Below are 24,468 nucleotides of genomic sequence, written 5' to 3'. Positions count from 1 at the left end.
AGGTTTTATATATTTTACAGAGATTGTTCCGGCGATTTATTTTCGCTTTCGGCTGCTTTCCCCAGTTTGAGTATCGTTTCTGTATAGCTCTTGAGTTTCTGGCTGACCCGGCCATGAATGGTGTCGGAGGGATAACTGCCGTCCGGCTGCCGTTCGCCAGCCGGAATTCCGGTCAACACTTCTATGCCTTCGTCAATGGTTTTGACGGCATAGATGTGAAATTGGCCGGCTTTGACCGCTTCCACTACTTCATCGTTTAAGGTCAGATTATCAATATTCTGGTGAGGGATCATAACTCCCTGCTGTCCGGTCAGGCCTTTTAGCCTGCAAACGGCAAAATAGCCTTCGATCTTTTCCGTAGCCCCGCCGATAGGCTGGATTTCTCCCTTTTGGTTAACCGAGCCGGTTACGGCAATAGCCTGACGGATCGGAACATCGGACAGGCTGGAAAGAATGGCATATAGCTCGGTGCCGGAGGCGCTGTCGCCGTCTACACCGCCGTATAACTGCTCGAAGGTCAGGCTGGCGGTCAGAGTCAGAGGCTGTTTTTGCGCGTATTTTTCACCCAGATAGCCGCTGAGGATCATGACGCCTTTGCTGTGGCTGGCACCGGAGGTCTTGGTTTCCCGTTCGATGTTGATGATGCCTGAGCGGCCGATATACGTATTGGCAGTAATCCGGGATGGCTTGCCAAAGGCGTATTCGCCTACGCTGGTCACGGCCAAACCATTAACCTGGCCCACCTTAGCCCCGTCAGTGTCGATCAGGATTTTGCCCTCAGAGAACATTTCCTGCAGTTTTTCTTCATATTTATTAGCCCGGCTTTTTTTCTCCTCAATGGCTTTCCGGATATGCTGCTCACTGACCACCGGGCTGGATTCTATGGTAGCCCAGGTATCCGCCTCGCACAGCAGTTCCACCATTTCGTTAAAACGGGTAGTCAGCTTCTTTTGCGATCCGGCCAGGCGGGAGGAGTGTTCCACCACCTTGGCGGCTGCCGACCGGTCAAAATGCTTCAGATGCTCTTTCTGCACCGTGGAGCTGATGAAGCTGACCAGTTTTTCGGTATTTAACGAACTGTTATCCATTTCTACGTCAAAATCAGCGTGAACTTTGAAGAGCTTGCGAAAATCTTCATCCAGGTCATACAGCAGATGATAAACATAAGGATTGCCGATTAGAATCACCTTGACCTGGATGGGAATGGGCTCCGGCTTTAAGGAGGCCATAGCCAGCATGCCATACTGCTCGCCCAGGTTTTCGATGTGCTGCTTTTTGGTTTTCAAGGCCCGCTTCAGGGCATCCCAGGCGCCCATATTGGTCAGAACGTCCCTGGCGTTAAGGATCAGATAGCCGCCGTTGGCCCGGTGCAGGGCGCCGGCCTTAATCATGGTATAGTCGGTGCTGACCATGCCCATCCGGGTCTCGTACTCCACCCGTCCGACAATGTTATAGTAGGTAGGATTGATCTCCACCACCACCGGCGCACCTTTGGTCTCCCGGTTGTCTACCAGCAGGTTGATCTTGTATTTTTCCTTAATGTCCTGACTGTTCTTTTTAAACAGCAGGAACGGATTATTTTCATCTTCATTGCTGGGCTTAAAGTCGTGAATATTCTTCACTACATCCCGTTTAACGGCATCCAGATAACTGAGCACCGACGGGTATCCGGCATATTTTTCCGCTAAATCTTCAATGAGATGCCCCACCGCAAAAAGTCCGATCTTGGCGTCCAGTTCTTTCAGTTCTTCCCGGACTTCCCGCTCCACCTGCTGCATGCGCCCGATGGCTTCCGTGGCTTTTTCGTGAATGGTCAGCAGTTTTTTTTCGATGGCTTCCCGTTTATCTTTATCCAATTTTTGAAATTCTTCCGGATTCAGCGGCTTGCCGCCTTCCATAGGGATACCGACAAAGCCGGTGCTGGACCATTGGGGCAATATATCCAGCTGGGTGGCCATTTCATTAAACTGCTCCACGGTCTGGGAGCGTTCTTCCTGCAGGCGTTTTACTACGGCGGCTTTGGCCTGCTCATAGTCATCACCGCTGAAAACTTTAGCTACATCGGTTTTCAAGCTATCGACGAATTCCGTCATATCCTGCCGCAGAGTACTGCCGGCTCCGGCCGGCAGGGAAAATGCAATCGGCTGGCCGGGATTCTCGAAATTATTGACATAGCACCAGTCATCCGGCGCCGACTGTTTGGCCGCCGCTTTTTCCACGGCATCCTGGGCGTAGGTTATCTTACCGGTACCCACTGTGCCGGAAATAAAGATGTTGTATCCGGGATTTTTGCTGAACAAACCAAACTCAACAGCCTTGACCGCTCTTTCCTGACCGATCATCACATCCAGAGTCGGAACGGATTCCGTGGTTTGAAACTCAAACTGGCAGAGGTCACAATTGTAGCGCAGTTTCTCCGCTGGCAATTCCAGGCTCTTGTTCATCCCGCTAATCGTCCTTTCTTTTTTTAAGTAACTCCTCCATACAGGTTGTCAGCCGGCCATTTTCCCGGTGGGCCGCCACACAGTCACAACAGCGGCCAAAATATATACAGTCCCGGTTCGGGCAGGGGCAATCCGCGCGATTGCCAGCGAGTCGAGGACAGGTATCATTGTACGTCATAAACAATCCTCCGTTAGTTAGCTTGTTTCTAATGTGCATTCGACTTACCTGGCAATTTTTCCTTGTGGTGCTTTGCCCATGAAAATGCACGAGCAAACTTAACGGTATCAACAAAAGTCCCCTGACTGCCGGCTGGCGTCAGAGGACTTTTGTTATTTCTTAATATAGGGGAAAGTGAATTTAAGACTTCAGATAGGCGCCAAACATCCAGGCGGTTTTTTCGTAGTATCCCAGGGAATCGATCAGGAGATCGGCGGTCACTTCATCGCCGGCGTCCTGGGCCGCTTTAATGTCTTTTTTCAAATCTGCGATCAACGCCTGAATATCGCTCAGCAGATTTTTGACAACCGCTTCGCCGCCGACGCTGGCCGCATCCGCTTCTTTCAGTGTAGCCAGCTTCAGATAAGCTGCCAGGGATGAACTGGGCCGTTGTCCGATAATCAGGATCCGTTCGGCTATCGCGTCAATCTCATCGGCAATATGTTCATAGATTTCCTCTAGTTTTGCGTGAACGGTAAAAAATTGTTTGCCTTCCACATTCCAGTGGTAGTTATGGGTTTTAGCGTAAAGAATGTGAAGATTGGCCAGATATTTGTCTAAAGATTGTCCTACTGCGGTATTGCTCATAATATAATCCTCCTCTGCGGCTATGCCGCTGTCCTTTATGTATATATTATTTGTTTCTAGTTATTATTATATATGATTATTTATATTTGTCAATAGTAATTATTAATTAATATTTTATACTTTATTTGAGATGTGTTTAAACAAAAAATGACGCCTGAAACAGGCGCCATAAAAGACATTTCCACGTTCTTATGAGATTCTTTCCCGCAGCAGCTTATTCACCAGTTCCGGATTGGCCCGGCCCTTGGTCTGCTTCATGATCTGCCCTACCAAAAAGCCGATGGCCCGTTCTTTGCCGGCCTTGAAGTCCGCGACTGACTGAGGATTGGCGGCGATGACCCCGTCCACGATGGCGATAATTTCAGCTTCGTTGCTAATTTGCACCAGACCTTGTTCCTGAACAATGATCCCGGCATCCTTGCCGCTGTTCCACATCTCTTCAAAAACAGTCTTGGCAATCTTGCCGGAGATGGTCCCTTTCTGGAGCAAAGCGAGGAGTCCGGCCAGCTTGACCGGCGTCACCGGAGTATTTTCCAGATCAATCCCGGCGGCGTTCAGGTGCTTGGCAAAGTCGCCCATCAGCCAGTTGGCGGTCAGTTTGGCATCCACGCCCTGGCTTACGGTGGCGTCAAAAAAGTCGGCCATAGCCCGGCTGGCAGTGACGATCGATGCGTCATAAGAAGGCAGGCCATACTGCTCCATCAGGCGTTTCTGGCGGGCATCCGGCAGCTCTGGCAGGTTGCGGCGGACCGCTTCGATCTTTTCCTGGCTGACCACCACCGGCACTAGATCCGGTTCGGGGAAGTAGCGGTAATCATGGGCCTGTTCCTTACTGCGCATGGAAATGGTGATGCCCTTGGCCTCATCCCAGGAACGGGTTTCCTGAATCACCCGGCCACCCTCTTCCAGCACTTCGGTCTGGCGGATGATTTCATACTCCAGACCCTTTTGTACCGCCCGGAAGGAGTTCAGATTCTTGATTTCGGCCTTGGTGCCGAAAGGAATTGTATCCACCGGGCGCAGCGAAATATTGGCATCGCAGCGCAGGCTGCCTTCTTCCATCTTGCAGTCGGATACATCAATATATTCCAGGATGGTTTTTAATTTTTCCAGATAGGCTTTAGCCTCTTCCGCCGAGCGGATATCCGGTTCAGACACAATCTCAAGAAGGGGCACCCCGGTCCGGTTGTAGTCCACCAGAGCATACTCCGAATGGGCGATGCCGCCTCCTGAATGGACCAGCTTACCGGCGTCTTCCTCCATATGGATGCGGGTAATGCCGATGCGCCGGGTCTCGCCGTTGACCTCCACATCCAGATAGCCGTCCAGGGCAATGGGCAGATCATACTGAGATGTCTGATAGTTTTTCGGCAGATCCGGATAGTAATAGTTCTTGCGGTCGAACTTGCTGAAGGGCAGAATCCGGCAGTTCAAAGCCAAGGCGGCGCGAATGGCGAACTCCACCACTTTCTCGTTCAGCACCGGCATGACGCCGGGCAGGCCTAAGCAAACCGGACAGACATTGGTGTTCTGCTCAGAGCCGAAGCGGGTGCTGCAGCCGCAAAAAATCTTGGAATGGGTTTTGAGTTCGGTATGGACTTCCAGGCCTACTACTGTTTCGTATTGCATTATTCCGCACCTCCTGCCGGCGCCAGTTGTTTATGATAATCATTCATTTGCTCCAGGGTATAGGCTGTGCGCAGAATGGTCTCTTCTCCCAGAGGCTTGCCGATGATCTGGAGACCGACAGGCAGTCCGCCGGCAAAGCCGCAAGGCATGGACAGGGCCGGCACACCGGCCAGGTTGATGGGTACGGTACACACGTCTTCTAAGTACATGGTCAGGGGATCATTCACTTTTTCCCCGACCTTGAATGCCTGAGTCGGCGCCGTAGGGGTAATCAAAACATCCACGGATTCAAAAGCCCGGTCAAAGTCCTGCTTAATCAGGGTCCGAACCTTCAGAGCCTTCAGGTAATAGGCGTCATAGTAACCGGAGCTCAAAGCATAGGTCCCCAGCATGATCCGCCGCCGGACCTCCTCGCCGAAGCCTTGGGTCCGGGTCTGCTTATACATGCTGACAATATCATTGCCCTGGCCCCGATAGCCAAAGCCTACACCGTCATAACGGGCCAGATTGGAGCTGGCTTCCGCCGTGGCAATGAGATAGTAAGCGGACAAGGCGTACTCAGTATGAGGCATAGAGACTTCTTTTACCACTGCGCCGGCCGCTTCCAGCTGTTTTACGGCTGCTTCCACATGCTGCCGCACCGCCGGGTTTAATCCGGCGCCGAAGTATTCCCAGGGCAGACCAATGACCAGACCCTTGACATCCTGCACCAGGGCGCGGGTAAAATCAGGGGCGGCCATATCAATCGAAGTGGAATCTTTGGGGTCATGCCCGGCGATAGCGTTTAAAACCAGGGCGCAGTCAGTTACATCCCGGGTGATGGGTCCGATTTGATCTAATGAGGAGGCGTAGGCCACCAGACCGTAACGGGATACCCGTCCATAAGTGGGCTTCAGGCCCACAACGCCGCAGTAGGCTGCCGGCTGGCGAATAGAACCGCCGGTGTCCGAGCCCAGGGCCCAAATCGTTTCGGCGGCAGCCACGGCAGCCGCCGAACCGCCGCTGGAGCCGCCGGGCACCGTGTCGGTATTCCAGGGGTTGCGGGTAACCATCATACTGGAGTTTTCGGTAGAAGACCCCATGGCGAATTCATCCATGTTGGTTTTGCCAAGGAGTATAACAGACTGGCTCAGCAGCTTGTCCACCGCCGTGGCAGTATAGGGCGGCACGAAATCGGCCAGAATTTTAGAGGCGCAGGTGGTTTTGACACCCTGCAGGCACATATTGTCTTTCAGGGCGCCGGGGATTCCGGCTAAAGGCGCTACCTTTTCTCCCTGGCGAATTTTCGCATCTACAGCTTTGGCTTGTGTCAAAGCCTGTTCTCTCGTTTGAGTGATAAACGCTTGCACCGTATCTTCTACCTGGTCTATCCGGTTCAGCATACCGGTAGTCAGTTCTACCGCCGATATTTCTTTGGCCGCCAGTTTATCATGCAATTCATGCGCGGTATAGCGAAATAATTCCGTCGTCATCCTTAGCCCTCCATAATCTTAGGCACTTTGAAGTAGCCGTCTTCCTGCTCCGGCGCATTGGACAGAGCCAGGTCCCGGGGCAGGGAGGGACGGACCGCGTCCTGGCGCAGGACATTTTTCAGCGGCAATACGTGGGCAGTCGGTTCCACACCGTCGGTATCGACCTTTTTCAGAACTTCCACATATTCTAAGATTGCATTGAGCTGTCCGGTAAACTTGCCCGTTTCCTGCTGGTCAAGTTCCAGGCGCGACAGCAGCGCCACATGTTCTACATCTTTCGGAGTAATCATTTCTTCACCATCCTGCCAAAAACTCATATTCATACGATGCGGTATGTCATGAAGCGCATCCGGTTAGTATTGATATATTATTATATCACGTCAGGCTAAACTTGCCAAAAGATCAGCCATTTTTCTCTCTTTTTTTACTCGGCAGCCGCGGTCAGCTCTAAAAATTGCCCTTCATCAATGACCGTAACGCCTAGTTCTCTGGCTTTATCCAGTTTGGAGCCGGCTTGTTCCCCGGCCAGCACAAAGTCTGTTTTCTTGCTGACCGACGCGCTGACTTTCCCCCCCAGCTTTTCAATAACCGAAGCGGCTTCCTCCCGGGTCATGGTCGGCAATGTACCGGTCAGGACAAAGGTTTTCCCCGCCAGTATCTGTTTAGCGACGGGAGCGGCCTGAGTTTCGGTAGTATCCACTCCCAGGTTCTGGAGATTACTAATGAGCTCCAGATTTTCCGGCTGTGCGAAATAGTGCAGAATACTGTCGGCAATTTTCGGCCCGATCTCATCCAGGGCGGTCAGCTCTTCTGATTCGGCAACGGCCAGCCGGTCCGCAGTCCGGAAATGCCGGGCCAGAATGGCGGCGGCCTTGCTGCCCACATGCCGGATTCCCAGAGCGAACAATAGGCGGGATAACCCTTGGAATTTGCTCGCCTCAATAGCGGCGAGCAAATTTTGAGCCGATTTTTCCCCCAGACGCTCCAAACGGGCAATATCCGGCGCCTGCAGGCGGTAAAAATCCGCGACGTCTTTGACCAGGCCAGCGTCGGCCAGGCTATTAATCACCGCCGGCCCCAGCCCTTCGATGTCCATGGCATCCCGGGAGGCAAAATGAATCAGCTTTTCCCGCAAAAGAGCCGGACAGTGAGGATTGGTACATTTATAGGCCGCTTCACTCTCCAGGCGGGCCACCGGGCTCTCGCACTCCGGGCAGGTTTTGGGCATCTCGAAGGATTTTTCCCGGCCGGTACGCTGGGAGGCAACTACCGACACCACTTCCGGAATAATCTCACCGGCTTTATGGATGATAACCGTATCGCCGATCCGGATATCTTTCTCGGCGATATAGTCGGCATTATGCAGGGTGGCCCGGCTGACAGTGCTGCCAGCCAATCTGACCGGCTGCAGCAGGGCGGTAGGTGTCAGGACACCGGTGCGTCCCACCCGGATCAGGATATCCTCGACTACCGTGACCGCCTGCTCGGCGGCAAATTTAAAAGCAATGGCCCAGCGGGGGTCCTTGGCGGTAAATCCCAGCCCAGCCTGCATATCCAGGCTGTTGACCTTGATCACCAGGCCGTCGATATCGTAAGGCAGCTCGGCCCGCTTCCCGGCCCAGCTGTCGCAATAGTCAATAACCTCCTGAATATTGCGGCACAGCCGGCAGTAGGGATTGATCTTAAAGCCCAGCTGCCGCAAAACGTCCATCCCCTGGTTGTAGCTTTCCAAGGTCAGCCCGTCATGCCGGCCGATGCCGTGGACAAAAAAGTCCAGGGTCCTGCCGGCAGTGATCCGGGGGTCCAGCTGCCGCAGCGAACCGGCAGCTGCGTTGCGGGGATTAGCGAACAAGGCTTCCCCCTTCTGTTCCCGTTCCCGGTTCAACCGGTTAAAGGCCGCCCGTGGCATGAAAACCTCCCCCCGTACCTCCAGTACATCCGGCAGAGGAAAGTCCGCCTGCCGCAGCGCCAGAGGAATCGAGCGGATGGTGCGGATATTGCCGGTCACGTCTTCCCCTATGACGCCGTCTCCCCGAGTGGCGCCGCGGGTCAGGGCGCCCTGGTCATAGGTCAGGTTCATGGCCAGCCCGTCAATTTTTAATTCCACAACATACTCGATTGTCTCGATATCCAGCATATTGACAATCCGGGAGTGAAAGGACTGCAGTTCAGCGACGGAAAAGACATTGCCCAGGCTATAGAGGGGAGACAGGTGAGTTGATTTGGCAAAACCTTCGGCCGGACGGCCGCCCACCCTCTGGGTGGGCGAATCCGGCGTCAGCAAATGGGGATAGGCGGCTTCCAGCTCCGTCAGCCGCCTGAAATAACGATCATACTCACTGTCCGGAATCTCAGGCGCGTCCAGGACATAATACCGGTAGCTATGATACTCAAGCAGCCGCCGCAGCTCCTCTATTTCCCGGGCAGCGTCCCTGTCTGGCTTACTGCCAGTCCCTTCCGTCATGACTGTCACTCCTCATTATTATTACTTTTATACTTTGGTTAAAGGCGCTTGCGTGGCCAATAAGTTCCGGATACCGGCGCCGGGAAAAGCGATCTGGACCTGCATGTTGTCCCCACTGCCCTTAACCGCCACAACTGTGCCGATTCCCCACTTGGCATGTTCGGCCTTATCGCCGGCTTTCCAATCCGAATACCGGCTGCCGCTGGGCAAGGAAACCGGCGCCGGTTTCTGCATGCCAGCCTGTCGGCCGTATCCGCCCTGTCGTGCCGGGTTCAGACCGGCAGCCGGTTTCGGCGCGGCCGGCTCACCCAGCAATTGCCGGGGAATTTCCCCTAAAAAGCGGGACGGCGGATAGCAAACTGTATTCCCATATATTGTCCGCCTTTCGGCATGAGAAATATACAGCTGGTGCTGGGCCCGGGTAATCCCTACATAGCAAAGGCGGCGTTCCTCTTCAATCTCGGTTTCATTTAGCAATGTCCGGGAATGGGGGAACAGGCCTTCTTCCATACCGGCCAGGAATACAAAGGGAAATTCCAGGCCTTTGGCTGAGTGCAGCGTCATGAGGGTGACTTTTTCGCCGGAGGAGTCAGCGGCGTCAATATCCGACACAAGGGCTACCTGGCTTAAAAAGTCCTCCAGGGCATTGCCGCTCTCGGTGGCGGCGAACTGTTTGGCCACACTCAATAATTCCTTTAAGTTTTCGATGCGGGTCTGGGCCTCAGGGGTGCCTTCACTTTCCAGTTCCGCCAGGTACCCTGAGTCTTGCAGCAATTTTTCCAGCAAAGTATAGACTGGGGTGGACTGAGCCAGGGCCATAAAGGAAAAAATCAGCGTCGACAAAGATTCCAGGGAGTTTTTTACCCGGCCGCTCAGACCGGGAACAGCCTCTGCATTGGAAACCGCGTCAAACAGGCTCATGTCATGTTCGGCAGCGTATTGCTGCAGCCGGCCCAGGGTCGTATCCCCCACGCCCCGCCGGGGAACATTGATGATCCGCAGGAGACTGACCGAATCCCGCGGATTGGCGATCACCCGCAGGTAGGCCAGCATATCTTTGATTTCTTTGCGGTCGTAGAACTTCAGGCCTCCCACAATCGTATAGGGGATGCCGTACTGCATGAAGGCGTCTTCAATGACCCGGGACTGGGCGTTGGTACGATACAGCACCGCGATCTTGCCGTAAGAGTGGCGGTATACCATATTCAGGCGCATGATGGTATCGGCGACAAAGCGAGCTTCATCCCGCTCGTCACGCGCCAAATAATAGGCGATTTTTTCTCCCTGGGCGTTTTCGGTCCATAGCGCCTTGGGCTTGCGGTTGTTATTGCGTTCGATGACGGCGTTGGCCGCATCCAGGATGACTTGTGTGGAGCGATAATTTTGCTCCAGTTTGATCACTTTGGCTTCGGGATAATCCTTTTCAAAGTCCATAATATTGCGGATATCCGCCCCGCGCCAGGCGTAGATGCTTTGGTCCGCATCGCCTACCACACAGAGATTGCGATGAGCGCCGGACAGGAGATGGGCCAGCAGATACTGAGCCCGGTTGGTATCCTGATATTCGTCGATCAAAATATAGCGGAACTTCTTCTGATATTTTTCCCGGATCTCAGCGTTGTTTTCCAGCAGCCGCACTGCAAACAGAAGCAGGTCGTCAAAATCCAGGGCGTTATTCTGCCGCAGGCTGTTTTCGTATTTCGCGTAGACTTCGGCGATTTTTTTTGCGTGGAAATTGTCGGCGCTGCGGGCGTAATCCGTCGCGTCCATCAGGGAGTTCTTGGCGTTGGAAATGGCATTCTGCACACTGGCGGGAGGGAACATTTTATCGTCTAAATTCAGTTCCTTCAAACTGTTTTTGACCACGGTCTGACTGTCAGAACTGTCATAAATGGCGAAATTCCGGCGATAGCCGGCGATATGCTCGATCTCGATGCGCAGAAAGCGGACGCAGAAGGCGTGAAACGTGCTGAGCCAGATATCCGCCGCTGCCGCGCCTACCATAGCATGAACCCGTTCCTTCATTTCGGCGGCTGCCTTGTTGGTAAAAGTAATTGCCAATATGTTATACGGGCTGACTCCCTGATCCAGCAAATAGGCGATGCGGCAGGTGAGCACCCGTGTCTTGCCTGATCCGGCCCCGGCCACAATCAGAAGCGGTCCGTTGATATACTCCACCGCTTCCCGTTGCTTGGGGTTTAAGGTATCTAAAATATGGGACATTGCTTGTACGTTCATGTCTGCCTCCCGGGGATTTGTTCAAATCTCATCTTCTTTTTGAATCGGATCCTTTTTCGACAGGGTCCGGATCTTCCATCTGATAGGATATAACGCGGCTGCGGCCGGTATGATGATAAATCCATACCTCGATCTGCCGCTGCCACAGGTAAGTTTCGGTGCCCTTGGAGATATCCCAGGCAGCCAGCGGCGGAGTACGCAGCCATTCTTTGCCGTAGGCTTCCCTGCCCAAGGGCAGTGCATCGGCTGTCCAGACCATAATCCGCTGTTCCTGACTCCACTGGGCAAACACATAATCCCCCAGCCGGATCAAGAGCAAGGCCTGACCCAGCTGGGAGGACACCAAACGGGCCGGGCGCCGGCTGGCTAAATATTCGCCGGTCCCGTCCTCTTGGCTCATGTTCTTCAAGCCGGGGCTAATCGCCAGCCAGGTCTGACTGATATAAGGGAGAAAAGCCTGCCAAAAAGCATAACGGTACATATTGGCGCGCCGTCGCTCTTCCAGCCGCCCCAGCAGGGAAAAAAACATTTCCAGATCCAGCCGGATAATCCAGCCGGTCATAACCGCCGCTGCCTTGGGGCTGACTTTCCGCCAGTAGAATCGTCCGGCGGCTGCATCCGGATCCCCTAAAATCCGCAAATATAAACAGCAAAGTAAATCCCGCACTTTCGCCGGCGCCTGCGGGCCGGCCCTGACAATAAAGGTGCCCGCCGTTTGGACGGCAATATCGTCAAAGCGGGCCACATCCTTGCCAGTTAAATCCTGACGGGTCACCAAAGCCGGCAGGCGTTCCAGAAAGCGAGGATAGGATTTAACCAGAGTTTCCAGCGCCCTGACCACGGCCTGACGTAAAAAGCCGGAGGTGGCAAAGCGACTATCAAAGCCCAGTTGTTCTAAGACAGCCGCCGCCGGCTTGGGCCCTTCCCCCAGCAGCCGGGCGGTTACCGGCAAGGCGTCGGTCACAAACAGGGTATCGGACCGGCGCCGCCATTTACTCAGGCTGGTACGGTTGCCGGCATAGCCTCTGACCAGATTTTCCAGTTCCCGCCGCACCGCCTCCTGGCCGGCCGCCGGCAGCTCAAACTTCATAAGATAGGCAGCGATAAACGCCCGCAGGCTGATCTGCCAGTTTTCCCGGAGCACCTGCAAAATATCGCTGCGAAAATAGTCATCGTCTATTACCCGGGGCGGCTGTTGGGAATAAATTACCCAGGGCAGCAGCTTGATTTCCCTTACCCGCAGCCAGCTGATTCCTTTTTGTCCGCCTTTAATCCACCGCCGCCGCAGGGTCAGCAGAAATTCTTCCACATCTTTTTCATGAGGAGCCGTAAACACGGCCTGAAACTGCCGGACAATGGCGTCGGCCTGCTCGGTCAGCCGCTGGGGCCGGCCGAAATCCCGGGCGGTTTGCAATTGTTTGATGCTGTCCGACAACTCGCCGGTCAGTAAACTGTTCATGATTCACCTCTTAGCGGTTGGCCGGGCGCAGGATGCCGGCGTCATCTTCAGTGGGAGGAGTCATGGAAAACCGGAAATCAATCCGCCGGTTTTCCCGGCGGTTCTTCTCGGTAGTATTGGGCTGCAGCGGACGGGTATCGGCATAACCGCTGCAGGACAAAACCGGTTCCCGCTTGCTGTTGGTAAACTGCTTCAGCCCCGTGGCCGCATCGGTTAAGGCGTGAAAGGTATTAATCGCCCGCTGGGTGGAAAGCTCCCAGTTAGAAGAAAACAGGGCGGTATGGATGGGTAAATCATCAGTGTGTCCTTCGATAAAAATAGTATCCACCGAATCGGCAAATTCAGGCCGGTTCAGCACATTTTCCAAAATCGGCCCCAGTATCCCGGCGGTGGCGATGCCGCTCTCTTTCAGACGGGCTTCGCCGGTGTCGAACAGAACCCCTTCCGGCAGCCGCAGTACACCATGCTCTATATCAATGATAGCATCCACATCTTTTTGTTTCAGTTCCCGCTGCACCGCCAGCAATATTTCCGTCCGCTTGCTCTGATTTTCACTGAGCTGAGCCGTTGCCTGCTGGAAGTTGAGAATATAGTAAATAAAGGCCAGGATAAAAATACTCAATAAGCTGGCCATCAGGTCGCTGATCGAAGCCTGAAACGGATCGTCAACAGCTTCCGGATTTTCCGGGTAATATTTTTTCCTAAACAAGCGTTATCACCCTCAACAGTCTATTTCGGCCGATTCTCTAATATCGGGTACAGATCCTCTACCGTTTCACTCAACTCGTTGATGACTGCGGAAAGCTGGCCCACACACTGGCCGAGGCTGTTCTGTGTCAATTGCAGGAACTGGGACAAGCTTTCATCGGTGATGGCCCGGTATTCTCTCAGGCCTTTGGAAATACTGTCGAATATCTGCTCCAGGTCGGTCCGCAACACTCCGAACTTACTCTCATAAGCCTGCCAGGAGATTTGAGTCTGCCGCAGTGATTCCTGAATGGTCTCCACCGACGCCTGCGAAACGCCAAGATTATCCCGTAAGCGCTGTTCCGAATCATGAATATAGCGGCGGAATTCGTCCTGGTATTGCTGCATCTGTTCCAGAGCCGTTTGTAACTGACGGGCGCTGTCATACAGGGGATGCGCGGCCTGCTCAAATTGTTTGGCAGTGCGGCCGGTCTGCTCGGCGCTCTGCCGGAATGCCTCCATGGTCTCTTGCACCTGTCCCAGTAAGACAGTTACCTGGTCCCGCTCTTTTTCATAACGGTTGGCCACATTTTCAAAGGCCTGGTGCAGAGTTTCAGCCACAGCCCGGGTTTCCTGCTGCATACGGCTGGCATTGTCAATCACACTGATTTCAAAGGCCTGCAGTGATCCTTTCATTTCCCGGGACATTTCGCTCATTTGATCCCGGAAGCTATCTCCTGCCTGACGGGTGGTTTCCTGCAGGCTTTTATCCATTTGCTGCGACATCTGGCCCATACGGGCGGCAAAATCAGCCGTGACTTTCTCCGTGGTGTTTTCCAGGCGTCCCTGCTGCTGCAGGAGAGATGCGGCCATCAATTCCAGGAGCTGCTGCATCTTGGCCTGAGTCTGTTCGGCCATGGCCTGCTGCCTGGCGGCAGCCAGATCAAGAACCTGATGGGTGGCTTGAACCATGGAGGCCACATTGGCGCCGGCCTGTTGGTTCATCTGCTCCTGCAGCGTACCCGCCCGCTCGATCGTTCCTGCCACCTCAGCCTGCTGCTGCCGCAGGCTGGCGGCAATCACGGCCAACAGGTCTTGCAGCCTTTGGCCGGTTTGCTCGTTCATTTCAGCCTGCCTGGTGGTCGCGCTCTGGATCATGCAATCGGTTTGCCGGTTCATTTCCTGCTGTCTGACGGCGGCCGCGTCCAGCACCTGGCGGAAGGTCTCAGCCATAGACTGCGTCTGGACAGCCATAGTCTCCCGCATTTGTTCCTGGACATCCGCCGAGCGGCCCACCGTCGTTTCCATGGTCCTCTGTACCTGAACCAGCATATCGCCCAGGGATTTTAACTGTTGGCCGGCGCCTTCGCCGATGGCGTGGGCAATTTGGCTGGTTCCGGCCTGCCGCAGGCCGTCAATGGCGGAGGCCAGCTGGAGAAAGACCGGGGTCATACGCTTCTCGAGAGCGGTGGCCATTGTTTCGGCCATCGTATTATTGATAGCTGTCAGTGTCCGGCTCTGGACCCGGCACTCCGATAAAATTTCAGTCAGCCAGGATTCCGGTGTGCGCCGGGTGACGAGCTGATTCAACAGATCCTGCAGCTCGGCCAGTTTTTCTCTGACTTGGGCCCGCTTGCGCTTTTCATACCATGACCAGGACAGAGAAAGGATGACCCCCCACAGAGAACAGCCAAAATCTGTGCCCATCCCATCCAGCAGCCTGCGAATACCTTCTTTTAAGACTTCAAGTTCAGGCGTACTTAGATTAATTTGACTTAACCCCAGCGTGAGACCCCAGAAAGTGCCCAGCAGGCCCAGACCGGTAAAATATCCCGGCAAAGCCTGGTAAAACTGCAGATTAAACCCTAAAGCGGCCAGCATTCGCTGCTCACTGAACACATACTCCGCTTCCGCCGAGCTGTAAGTGACGCCTTGATCAGCGGCAGCATCACGGTAAAAGGCAGATTCCCACTCTGTCCAGAGGGGCAGCAGCATCGGATAAGAACGGAAGGCATTGCGCAGCCTTAAGAGATGTTCTCTTTGGCTCAGTTCCGCCGGACGGACGGCAACCTGTTTCAGGTCGTTGAGAATAAGCAGCAGAGGCCGGATTCCCTGCAAGTAAAACCGCCGGTATCCATAGAAGTACAACAGCCAAAACATCAGGGCCATAAAAAGCAGCATACTGATATTGGCCGGCGTGGGCTTTTCTATAACCACTGCTATCGGAAATAACATTTGCAGTAAGTCAACCAGGATTTGCAATACTACCACCAAACCTTGAAAATATTTAATCCTTAGTCAATAAAACCCGCCGTCCCCGGCGGGTTCCACAGACTATTCCGCACTATTTGCTATTGCGCTTGCCCGATCAGCGCCTTGTACAGCTCCTGTTCAATCGGCTCGCGGCGATAATACCAGTAAAAAATCCGTTCCACCCGGATCGGCTCACAGATCAGCCTGATCGATTCGCCGCGAAAGGTAGCCGGAAAAAAGAACAGGGCGTCATCCGGAGGCGGCAGCGGCACCCGTACCGTTGATAAAGGCGCATAAACCAAAGAGTGCAGATTTTCCGCCCCCTTAGTATTGGCTACCCGGAAATAAGGGAAAGTACGGTCTTTCATCTGCTCATGCAAGGGTTGATTCTCTTTGATAAGATTGGCGCATTCTTGTTCGTACGCAGCAATCAGGTTATGTATCTCCTGGTTCTCTTGCGCGGCCTGCATCAGTTCGGCTTCAGCCTGGGGCATTACACATTGCGCATAGGTCTGCAGCAGCTTCTGCTTCTGCTGCGGATCATCCATTTGCGGGTCTGCCAGCAGCTGACGGTAGGCTGTTGCGTCATATTCCGCCGGCTTCAGCAATGTACTCTGCCGCATCACCACCTTTTCCACCTTCGTGGCGACCTGAAGAGTGTATTGATAAAGCAGCATAAACAATCCTCTGACAGCCTCATCGATTTTCCAGGCCAGACCCCAGTCCTGAAGCTGTTCCCGGGGGGGATTCAACTGCAGAAAGCAATTCTGGCAGAAACCGCCCTCCACATGCAAGTCATAAACAGCCGGATCAGTTTGGCCATATTTTTCCGCCAGGCGCTTTTGCTCTAAGATCCCTATCTCGCCGATTTGAGTAGATTGTGCTCCGCCTTGATATTCGATATGCAACTGATTTCCGCAGTGCTGACAATGAAAGATTTTTCCTTTAATTTGCAAAAAAGCCATGTTAAATCCTCCTTGAACAAAAAGCACTGGTTATCATATTCGCCGCTAGGTGACGACTACCTGCTTGCCAGGGAAGAAAGTGTCGGTTTTTAGTCAACAAAAAAGAGACTGTCTCATCGGCTGATTATCCGGCCCCGTTCGAGACGCCTCTTTCCTGTTTTTAGCGAAACAGACCGCACTGAATTTTACGGTGTCTACCGTTTCAGCTTATAAGACTGATATTTGTCGGCAATAATGCGAAGTGCAGTAATAATTGCCTTATTGGCGCTTCCCTGATAGGCATGGTTAATTTTTCCCACAAGTTTTCCGATATCGGGTTCCAGTTTTTGACCGACTATCAAACGGGATACAAACCGCTCCGCCAAACGGGTTGATAATGTAGAATCAACCTCGACAATCGTATCCGTCTCTATGTCCACTAAAACAACTAAAGCCATCACAGTGTACACTTCGCTCGAAACGGTTCCGGAAGGGAGTCTGGCATATCCTGAAAAAAGAAGAATGTTCGTTTTATCCATGAGATCTCTCCTGCAACCAGTAGCGGTTAGTTTTTGGCGAATGCCTTATGAATTTGCACTTCGTCTCACCCTAGTATTTCCTTGATTGCACCGCCTATATGCTGATCAAGTTGCATGTCATCTCTCCCCTGTCCCCTTTGCCAGGCTAACTTCTTCCGGCGTCAGGCGCAGCAGTTGAAACAACCGTGCGTCGATCTCGGTGAACAAAACCTGCCGGCCGGCATGGTCATGCGGCGTCGATGGGTTTTGAAGCTGCCGGGCCAGATGAGCGATTCCCGCCTGGCTTTCTCTGTCCGCCCGGGGTATCGGCAGTCCCTTTAAATTGGCAATCTTCACCTGAGCGTAAGCCTGACCCGCTTCGCCGGTATACCGAGTGTAGTAAAAGCGGCTTAGCTGCGAATTCAACACGGCCAGAACATACCAGGGATTAAATTCCGGATCAGTCACATAGGCGCTATGCAGCGTATTCATGTAATAATGCCCGGTCTCATCCATACAGGCGATAATCCGGTCAGCTGTCTGGCGGCTGAGGATCTTGGGCCGTTCAAAGATACCCGGCTCACGCAGTCTAAGACCTATCTCCCTCCCTGCCGTACGCTGCCGTTCCAAGGCGGTAAGCTTTTCTGAGTGATACCAGATATACTGCCTGCCGGGGGTCAGCTGATAACAGTGAATGTCCTGCCCGAACAGGACCGGTTTGGCATACCCGTCGTGGGTCGGCTTCTCTCCCAGAAACAGTTCATTGCCAACACGGCCTTGGATGATACCGTCCCGGACCTGGGCTATATCCCCTAAAAGCGCCGACCGGGAGCGGATGGTTTGCAGCAAACCCATTTCCGCCGTTGAGGTGTGAGTCTGAATATAAGCATGATCCGTTGCCAGGAACCGGTTTTGCTCCACGGGTTGTTCGCTGCATCCGGCCCTGGTCATGCGCCGGATCAGAGTCTTATCTCCGGGAGCCCACCGCTTGTTCCGGTTCAAAATGAGAATAACCGTGTCCACCACTGCTTCCGGAAAGACGGCTGCATCTGTCTCGAAGATTTCTTCGATCCAGGTGTTCTCCAGAACCAGCCGTCGAATACTGCCATACTGGGTATTCAGCAGCAGCCTGCCGGGCACAATAAATCCCGCCTTTTTGCCGGTCTTGGCAATGCACCGTTCCAGAAACAGGGCAAAGGCATTCATCCTGCCGGTGGCAGTTTGATAACGGGCCCGGTAGTACTGCTTCTGCTCCTGTGTCATCTGGGTGATAGGAATATACGGCGGATTGCCGACAATATAGTCAAACGTACGCTGCCAAAAACCGGCCGCCGCACTTTCCGTCTCACCGGCCGGCTGTGAGCGGGCTTCCCAGTGCATCAGGCTGTCGCAGGCAATCAAATGCCGCGGCCAAACCTCGCAGGCGGCGTCCCGCAGCGATAAATGCTCCGCCGCCAGCCGGACGGCAGCCCGGTCAATGTCGGCGCCAAATAAACAATGAGTCAGAATGTGATAGTGAATATGTTCTTCCTGCCAGTATTCACCGCCGGAAAGCGTGATCTGGCAATTGCCCTGCTGCCACTCATACGTAAGGGATCCGTATTTTTTCTGAAGTTCAGGTAACGCGGCGACAAACTTAGCCCGCAAAATATCGTATGCCGCCAGCAAAAAACTGCCGCTGCCGCAGGCCGGATCCAATATGCTGACGAAGGGATCGTCCCGTACATCAATTTCGCTGACAGTGCGCTGCAATATGTAGTCGATGATATACCCGGGGGTATAATACAGCCCCAACGCCTTCCGGACCTCTCTGGCCATGCTCTTCTCGTACTGCTCCCCCGTAATCGGCAAGCCCGGGTTATCCGGTTCGGTCCTCTTTCCCGTCATCCTCTCACCAGCCACTCTTACAGCCCTTTAATAAGGCAGGCTGTCATACAGTTTCAACTGTCCCCCGTCCTGAAACACGATCCGGCGCATTTCCCATTCTATTCCAATCTGTTCCAGGGGAGTATCCTGCAAAAGTTCGTCTTGCCGGCGAAAGGGGACAATATCTCGCCGCCAAAGCTCTTCTTTTGCCTCTCCCGGCGCAATGACGCTGGAATGAAGCATCGGCTGGCGCAGCAAAACTTTTCCTTCCCTGTTGCTGACAATAATGAAACCGCTTGTTTCCTTTATGGCGCGCTGCCCTACATTCTTTAACCGGTAAGGGAACCGTACTTCCTTGAAGAGTCCCAGGCTGTCCCAATCTCCCCGGTTAACAGGCATAGGCTCAAATGCAAGGGCCTGGGCCATTTCCTGGCGAATCCCGTCATTCAGGGCTGTGAGCTTGCTTTGCTCCAGTTCTTCCAGACGAGATAAGAACCGGGGCAGGTCATGGATTTCACTCACTCGCCAATAGCTGCCGGCATCCTTCATTTTCACTTCCAGCAGCAGATTCGCTTCCAGCCGGGCATGATAGAAAGTAATGCCCGCCAATGCCTGATCTCCGTCCCAAGCAACCGACTCCAGGTTTCGCCACTGGGCCCCCTGGCCCCCTCGGCGGTAAAGATGAACCAGTGTCATGAACGGGGAAGAATCCAGTTCCCGCTTTTTTTCATCCGTAAGAAACCGGTTCGACAGGGCTGTGCTCTGCGCAGTGTCTTTAGGAGCGGCTTTCAGTTTATCAATAAACTCCGACGCCAGACTCACCAGGGTTTCGTCATCCTGCCGCCCCACCGTTTTTTTATTGGCGTCCAAGGTTTGAGTGATCAAACCCGGCAAGAGACTTTCTATATCCACATATTTCACAAATAAACGGACATCCTGTTTTTCTATGGACTGCCTGATCTGATATAAAGCGTAATAGGGCGTCCGGGTCCAGTACCAGCAAGAACCGCCGACGATTAATGCCAGGGCCAGGACTGCCAGGGCCAGCCATTTTTTCTTCGCCGGTCTTTTCTTCTTTCTGTTCTGTCTGGATTCAGTCACAGTAAACTCAGCCGGGTCGATTTTGTGTATATTGATCTGACCGCCGTATTTCATCCGGATCCCTCCCAGTCGCAGCAACTCTATCAATAATTCGCTGTTTTATTACAATATTCGCCATAAAAAAACCGATCCCTTGCTGTTAATCAGCGATTGTGTATATACGATCCAATTATTGCAGTAAATCCCAGATTTGTTTGCTGATCATAGCCACAGTTACGCCTAAAAACAGCGGGCGGACATAGGTGCTGCCCTTCCGGATGGCGACCTGTGAACCGATACAGGCGCCGATCATCATGCCGATTCCCATGGTCAGTCCGTATACATACTGAACGGCGCCCAGCAGTACAAAGGTTGCCAGGGATCCGATATTGCTGGCAAAATTCAATGCCTTGGCATTACCGGATGCTTCCACAAAGTCAAATCCGAAAAACAAAAAGCCAAACAACAAAAATGAGCCTGCGCCAGGGCCGAAAAACCCGTCGTAAAACCCCAAGGCCACCGCCATTAAGCCGGCCAAAACCGCCATGCCGGCGCTCAGCCCGGTATACCGGGAATTGGTTCCCCAATTCTTTCTTAAAAAGGTGTAGAAAGCGACCAGAACCAGAAGCGAAATTACCAGGGGCCGCAGAAAAACCGGCGGAATTTGCTGCACGATATAGGCTCCTGCTACCGAGCCGGCCAGAGACAGCCAAAATAAATATTTTATAATATCCAGACGAATTTTCCCTGAACGCAAAAATGACAGGAAACTGGTCAGGCTGCAAACCGTCCCGGCCAGTTTATTTGTTCCCAGGGCCAGATGCGGCGGTAAGCCCACCAAAAGAAAGGTCGGCAGGGAAATCAGTCCGCCGCCGCCTACAACGGAATCGATAAATGCCGCGACAAAGCCTGCCGCTAAAAGAATTAAGATCACCTGTGGATCAATGGTAGTTACGAATGTGTCCATGATTTTTCATCCTCCCGTCTTATCTCTGGCTGCCATAGGATGGATTTAACAGCTGATGGAGATAATGGTCTTGCCAAACCCCGTTGATCTGCAGGTACTTTCTGGCCAGCCCAATCCGTTCAAAGCCGTTTTTCTCAAGGACCCGCAATGACCCGGCATTGTGAGGCATAACATTGGCTTCCAGCCGATGCAGCTTTAAGGTATCAAAAGCAAATCTCACCGTCTGCCCGACAGCCTCACCCATATACCCCCTGCCTTGCTGCTCCTGATCCAGCCAGTAGCCAAGGCGCCCATTCTGAAAAAAGGCGCGGGCGATTGCTGTCAGGGATATTCGCCCGATCAACCGGCCCGCAAGGAATATCCCCATCAAATAATTATGGGGATCATCTAATGTGGCGCCGATCATTTCCTCATGGCATCCCACCGTGTAGTACAGGTCATCTCTGACCGGCTCAAAGGGCTGTAAATATGCCCGGTTTTTTATATATAAGCGGGTTATTTCCTCTGCATTCTCAAATTGCAGTTCCCGGACCACTAACATATTTCTCACCTGCTCTCCTAATCTCTTCATGTCAATTCCATATTGCCGCCCGGGACTCCTTTTATGTTATAATAAATTATTGCCAGCTTATCGAACTCCTATATTTTATTCTACGGAGTATGGAGATGATCAATTTGGAGAACAATTGGAAAGCGCTGGGGGCCGGACTGCTGATCGGGGTGCTGAGCGGCCTTCTGGGGATTGGCGGCGGGGTTTTCATGGTCCCGATTATGGTCAGTTATTTCGGCGTGACTCAGCATATTGCCCAGGCTACTTCACTGGCTGTAGTAATACCCACCGCTATTGTCAGCAGTATTGTCTATTCCCTGCATGGCAGCATCGACTATTCTGTCGCCCTGCAGCTCATTCTGGGCAGTATAGTGGGAGCATCTCTGGGGGCGCGGCTAATGAAAAAACTGCCGGCTGTTCAGCTTAAACGCCTGTTTGCGTTCATGCTGATTTTGGTCGGGGTCAGGATGGTGATTGGTTAATGGCTGTTTTAACTACGATCCTGATGGGTTTGCTGTGCGGAATTTTAAGCGGCCTCCTGGGCATTGGCGGCGGCGTCGTCCTGGTGCCGGTGATGGTCCTGCTATTAGGTATAACCCAGCATATCGCCCAGGGCATCTCCATGCTGGTCATTATTCCCACATCACTGGCTGCCATTTATCAATTGCATAAGGCCAATTTGGTCGACTACCGTCTGGCCGGCTGGCTGGCCGGCGGCGCGATCGCCGGCGCCCTCGTCAGCGCCAATTTCGTCCAGTATATACCGGCAGAGGAATTAAAGCGAATTTTTGGCGTGTTTATCATTTTCTCGGGCGTGCGAATGTTAATTCCAAAGCCGGCAAAAGGCGAAAACAAGACAGAGAAATGACCGGCGGATAAGAGCAACAGCCTGGCTTGGCCAGGCTGTTGCTCTTATATTAGGGGCGCGGCGCAAGTTATGATAGTCACTCCCTTGACAGTATCACATTCCTCACGAACGCAAATCATCATGTCCTCCGCAAAAGAACATAAATGCTACATATTTTTGACCACCTGTGTATTGTTGGCGATTTTGCTTTTAATAGTTTATGAAATGTCTGATTTAATGCATAAATGTTAACCAATCCTGTATATTCGCTTAAACAAGCTATAATCAGTTATTTTTAATATTGACACCTTAAAAACGCACCCTTATAATATTCTTTACAGGGCTACAGATATATCTTGTGAGTGGACACGACCAATTTGAGACTGCTGTAGCATTTTAATCTGCCTGTAGGCCAACAGGTCCAGGCAAAAATAATAGGGGGCAAATATGTTACATAGCTCACGGAAAAAAAGCCTGTCAACCGCATTGATTGCAGTTTTTGCAGCAGCGGCATTGGTTACGGCCGGCTGCGGCGGAGCCAAACAAGCGAGCCAATCTGATGTGATCAAACTAGGCGCCAACTTGGAAATGACCGGCGGCAGCGCCACGTTTGGACAATCCGCCACTAACGGCGCCAGACTGGCGATTAAAGAAGTAAACGCCAAAGGCGGCGTAGTCGGCAAACAGCTTACTCTCATCGTCGCCGACAATAAGAGTGAGGCCGCTGAGTCAGCCAATGCTATGCAGAAGCTGGTCAGTCAGGACAAAGTGGTGGCCGTTATCGCTCCGATCGCTTCCTCCAGCGTAATCGCCGCCGCCCAAGTGAATCAGGGCAGCAAAGTCTTGGCCATCAGCCCTACCGCCTCCAATCCGAAAGTAACCGTAGACCCTAACACCGGAAAAGTGAGGGAGTATATCTTCCGCGCCGCATTTATCGATCCGTTCCAGGGTTCGGTTATGGCCAATTTTGCGCAAAAATCCCTGAAGGCCAAAACCGCCGCTTTATATATTGACAAGTCCAGCGATTACGCCATGGGACTGGGTCAGTTCTTTAAAGAAACTTTCGTAAAAAATGGCGGAACCATCGTAGCCGAAGAAGCCTACCTGCAAAAAGACACTGACTTCAAATCCACTCTGACCAAAATCAAAGCCCAAAATCCTGATGTGGTGTTCGCACCCGGCTATTACCAAGAAGTCGGCATGTTGATCAAACAGGCCCGCGAACTCGGTCTCACCGTTCCTTTCATGGGCGGCGACGGCTGGGATTCGGCCAAACTGCCGGAAATTGCCGGCGCTCAAGCTCTAAACAACACATTCTTCAGCAACCACTATTCCCCCGACGATAACAGCCCGGCAGTAAAAAACTTTGTAGAAAACTATAAAAAAGAATACAATCAGACACCGGATGCTTTTGCCGCTCTCTCTTATGATGCCACGATGATGGTGATCAAAGCCATAGAACGGGCCGGCAGCGCCGACTCTGTCAAAATCAAAGACGAATTGGCCAAAACCAAGGACTACGCCGCCGTTTCCGGCCTGATTAGCCTCAACCAAACCCATGACGCTGTGAAAAGCGCCGTTATCGTCGAATTTAAGGACGGCAAGCAGACATTTAGAGAAAAAGTGAATCCTTAACCGGCAGTTCCTTTCAAGACCCCTCATTGCTTTTCGATCCTTTCAGCGACAAACGGAGCTATAAAAAAATTAACCCGCATCTTCATGATGCGGGTTAATTACCGTTCATTATTCTTACATGGATGGACTCATTAACTCAGTTTTTACTTGCTGCATATCGGTTGGTGTAGCAGGAGCGGCCGGCTTGTAGTACCCTTTTTGCTGTGCCGTTTGAGCAATCTGATACTGCCGCTGTTCATCCTGGTTTCTCATTTGCTGAAAAGTCGAACGCAACTGAGGGTTACCCGTTTCGGCAATTACATTAGCATAGGTCGCTAAACTGCCTTTTATCATTGCCAAATAATCATTGAGCATATCTTTTTCATTCATAATACAGCTTCCTTCCTTATTGTAAAAATGACATAAGTTTCTGCTTTGAGCTTCGGGCTGCCGCTGCATCGTCCTGAAACATTTGTTTGAGCTGTGCATCATTACATTGCTGCGCGTATGCTTCCAGTTTATTGGCCACCGTTTCATGGCCGCCTATCATGTGCCGCAAGTGTTGAAGCTCCATTTGATTTAATTGCGCCAAATTTAACACTCCCTTCCATACATTACACAATTATTATTG

At 52.7% G+C, this 24,468-nt stretch carries 21 protein-coding genes; 3 read left to right on the top strand and 18 right to left on the bottom strand.

All coding sequences use genetic code 11. The features are described 5' to 3' along the window. Window positions 1-14 precede the first annotated feature (14 nt). The 16 genes from ALO_RS02985 to ALO_RS02910 form a co-directional block, all read right to left on the bottom strand. Complete coding sequence (locus ALO_RS02985; protein ID WP_004092724.1) at window positions 15-2,444, bottom strand: Lon protease family protein; 2,430 nt, start codon at window positions 2,442-2,444, stop codon at window positions 15-17. Window positions 2,445-2,802: 358 nt separating this feature from the next. Then, window positions 2,803-3,249 (bottom strand): Dps family protein, encoded by a 447-nt coding sequence (locus ALO_RS02980; protein WP_004092722.1) that lies wholly within the window; start codon window positions 3,247-3,249, stop codon window positions 2,803-2,805. Window positions 3,250-3,438: 189 nt separating this feature from the next. Further along, window positions 3,439-4,878, bottom strand: coding sequence for an Asp-tRNA(Asn)/Glu-tRNA(Gln) amidotransferase subunit GatB (gene gatB, locus ALO_RS02975; protein WP_004092721.1), 1,440 nt, complete (start codon window positions 4,876-4,878; stop codon window positions 3,439-3,441). Further along, window positions 4,878-6,350, bottom strand: a complete 1,473-nt coding sequence (gatA, locus tag ALO_RS02970; RefSeq protein WP_004092720.1) for an Asp-tRNA(Asn)/Glu-tRNA(Gln) amidotransferase subunit GatA — start codon at window positions 6,348-6,350, stop codon at window positions 4,878-4,880. Before gatA ends, gatB begins: the two co-directional genes overlap by 1 nt. 2 nt (window positions 6,351-6,352) lie before the next feature. Beyond that, the gene (gatC, locus tag ALO_RS02965; RefSeq protein WP_004092718.1) at window positions 6,353-6,640 is read right to left on the bottom strand and encodes an Asp-tRNA(Asn)/Glu-tRNA(Gln) amidotransferase subunit GatC; all 288 of its coding nucleotides are present in this window, start codon (window positions 6,638-6,640) and stop codon (window positions 6,353-6,355) included. 134 nt (window positions 6,641-6,774) lie between these two features. Further along, a complete protein-coding gene (gene ligA / locus ALO_RS02960; protein WP_004092716.1) occupies window positions 6,775-8,814 on the bottom strand; it encodes an NAD-dependent DNA ligase LigA in 2,040 nt (679 codons plus the stop codon). 27 nt (window positions 8,815-8,841) lie between these two features. Further along, entirely contained in the window at window positions 8,842-11,037 is a 2,196-nt protein-coding gene (gene pcrA / locus ALO_RS02955) for a DNA helicase PcrA (RefSeq protein WP_040292612.1), read from the bottom strand. A gap of 43 nt (window positions 11,038-11,080) precedes the next feature. Then, window positions 11,081-12,511 carry an EH signature domain-containing protein gene (locus ALO_RS02950; RefSeq protein ID WP_004092712.1) on the bottom strand — a complete coding sequence of 477 codons (1,431 nt, stop codon included), beginning with the start codon at window positions 12,509-12,511 and terminating at the stop codon, window positions 11,081-11,083. 10 nt (window positions 12,512-12,521) lie between these two features. Then, window positions 12,522-13,220: an OmpA/MotB family protein gene (locus ALO_RS02945; protein WP_004092710.1), complete on the bottom strand. Its 699-nt coding sequence runs from the start codon at window positions 13,218-13,220 to the stop codon at window positions 12,522-12,524. 20 nt (window positions 13,221-13,240) lie between these two features. Next, entirely contained in the window at window positions 13,241-15,460 is a 2,220-nt protein-coding gene (locus ALO_RS02940; RefSeq protein WP_040292570.1) for a hypothetical protein, read from the bottom strand. 89 nt (window positions 15,461-15,549) lie between these two features. Next, the gene (locus ALO_RS02935) at window positions 15,550-16,416 is read right to left on the bottom strand and encodes a hypothetical protein (RefSeq protein WP_004092705.1); all 867 of its coding nucleotides are present in this window, start codon (window positions 16,414-16,416) and stop codon (window positions 15,550-15,552) included. Between the two features lie 194 nt (window positions 16,417-16,610). After that, a complete protein-coding gene (locus tag ALO_RS02930) occupies window positions 16,611-16,934 on the bottom strand; it encodes a DUF3870 domain-containing protein (protein ID WP_004092703.1) in 324 nt (107 codons plus the stop codon). Between the two features lie 117 nt (window positions 16,935-17,051). Next, entirely contained in the window at window positions 17,052-18,800 is a 1,749-nt protein-coding gene (locus tag ALO_RS02925) for an N-6 DNA methylase (protein WP_004092701.1), read from the bottom strand. Between the two features lie 27 nt (window positions 18,801-18,827). Next, the gene (locus tag ALO_RS02920) at window positions 18,828-19,934 is read right to left on the bottom strand and encodes a DUF2939 domain-containing protein (RefSeq protein WP_004092699.1); all 1,107 of its coding nucleotides are present in this window, start codon (window positions 19,932-19,934) and stop codon (window positions 18,828-18,830) included. Window positions 19,935-20,049: 115 nt separating this feature from the next. After that, on the bottom strand, window positions 20,050-20,826 hold the full coding sequence (locus tag ALO_RS02915; protein WP_004092697.1) for a TSUP family transporter: 777 nt from the start codon (window positions 20,824-20,826) through the stop codon (window positions 20,050-20,052). A 19-nt stretch (window positions 20,827-20,845) separates the two neighbouring features. Next, window positions 20,846-21,367 (bottom strand): GNAT family N-acetyltransferase, encoded by a 522-nt coding sequence (locus ALO_RS02910; RefSeq protein WP_004092695.1) that lies wholly within the window; start codon window positions 21,365-21,367, stop codon window positions 20,846-20,848. Here ALO_RS02910 and ALO_RS23655 point away from each other — a divergent pair. The 3 genes from ALO_RS23655 to ALO_RS02895 all read left to right on the top strand — a co-directional run bounded on the left by ALO_RS23655 (window position 21,295) and on the right by ALO_RS02895 (window position 23,858). Then, window positions 21,295-21,858 (top strand): sulfite exporter TauE/SafE family protein, encoded by a 564-nt coding sequence (locus ALO_RS23655; protein ID WP_337998853.1) that lies wholly within the window; start codon window positions 21,295-21,297, stop codon window positions 21,856-21,858. The two genes, ALO_RS02910 and ALO_RS23655, sit on opposite strands and share 73 nt — an antisense overlap. Then, window positions 21,858-22,244, top strand: a complete 387-nt coding sequence (locus ALO_RS02900) for a sulfite exporter TauE/SafE family protein (protein ID WP_004092693.1) — start codon at window positions 21,858-21,860, stop codon at window positions 22,242-22,244. Before ALO_RS23655 ends, ALO_RS02900 begins: the two co-directional genes overlap by 1 nt. Before the next feature lie 426 nt (window positions 22,245-22,670). Then, window positions 22,671-23,858, top strand: coding sequence for an ABC transporter substrate-binding protein (locus ALO_RS02895; protein ID WP_004092691.1), 1,188 nt, complete (start codon window positions 22,671-22,673; stop codon window positions 23,856-23,858). Between the two features lie 114 nt (window positions 23,859-23,972). Here ALO_RS02895 and ALO_RS02890 read toward each other — a convergent pair whose 3' ends face one another. Both ALO_RS02890 and ALO_RS02885 read right to left on the bottom strand, forming a co-directional pair. Beyond that, window positions 23,973-24,227 (bottom strand): spore coat protein, encoded by a 255-nt coding sequence (locus ALO_RS02890; protein WP_004092689.1) that lies wholly within the window; start codon window positions 24,225-24,227, stop codon window positions 23,973-23,975. A 16-nt stretch (window positions 24,228-24,243) separates the two neighbouring features. Next, window positions 24,244-24,429, bottom strand: coding sequence for a hypothetical protein (locus tag ALO_RS02885; protein WP_004092687.1), 186 nt, complete (start codon window positions 24,427-24,429; stop codon window positions 24,244-24,246). Between the last annotated feature and the right edge of the window lie 39 nt (window positions 24,430-24,468).

Source organism: Acetonema longum DSM 6540, assembly GCF_000219125.1.
Taxonomy (GTDB): Bacteria; Bacillota; Negativicutes; order Sporomusales; family Acetonemataceae; genus Acetonema; species Acetonema longum.
The sequence above is the reverse complement of the archived record's forward strand: the minus strand, read 5'-3'. Positions and strand labels throughout refer to the sequence as shown.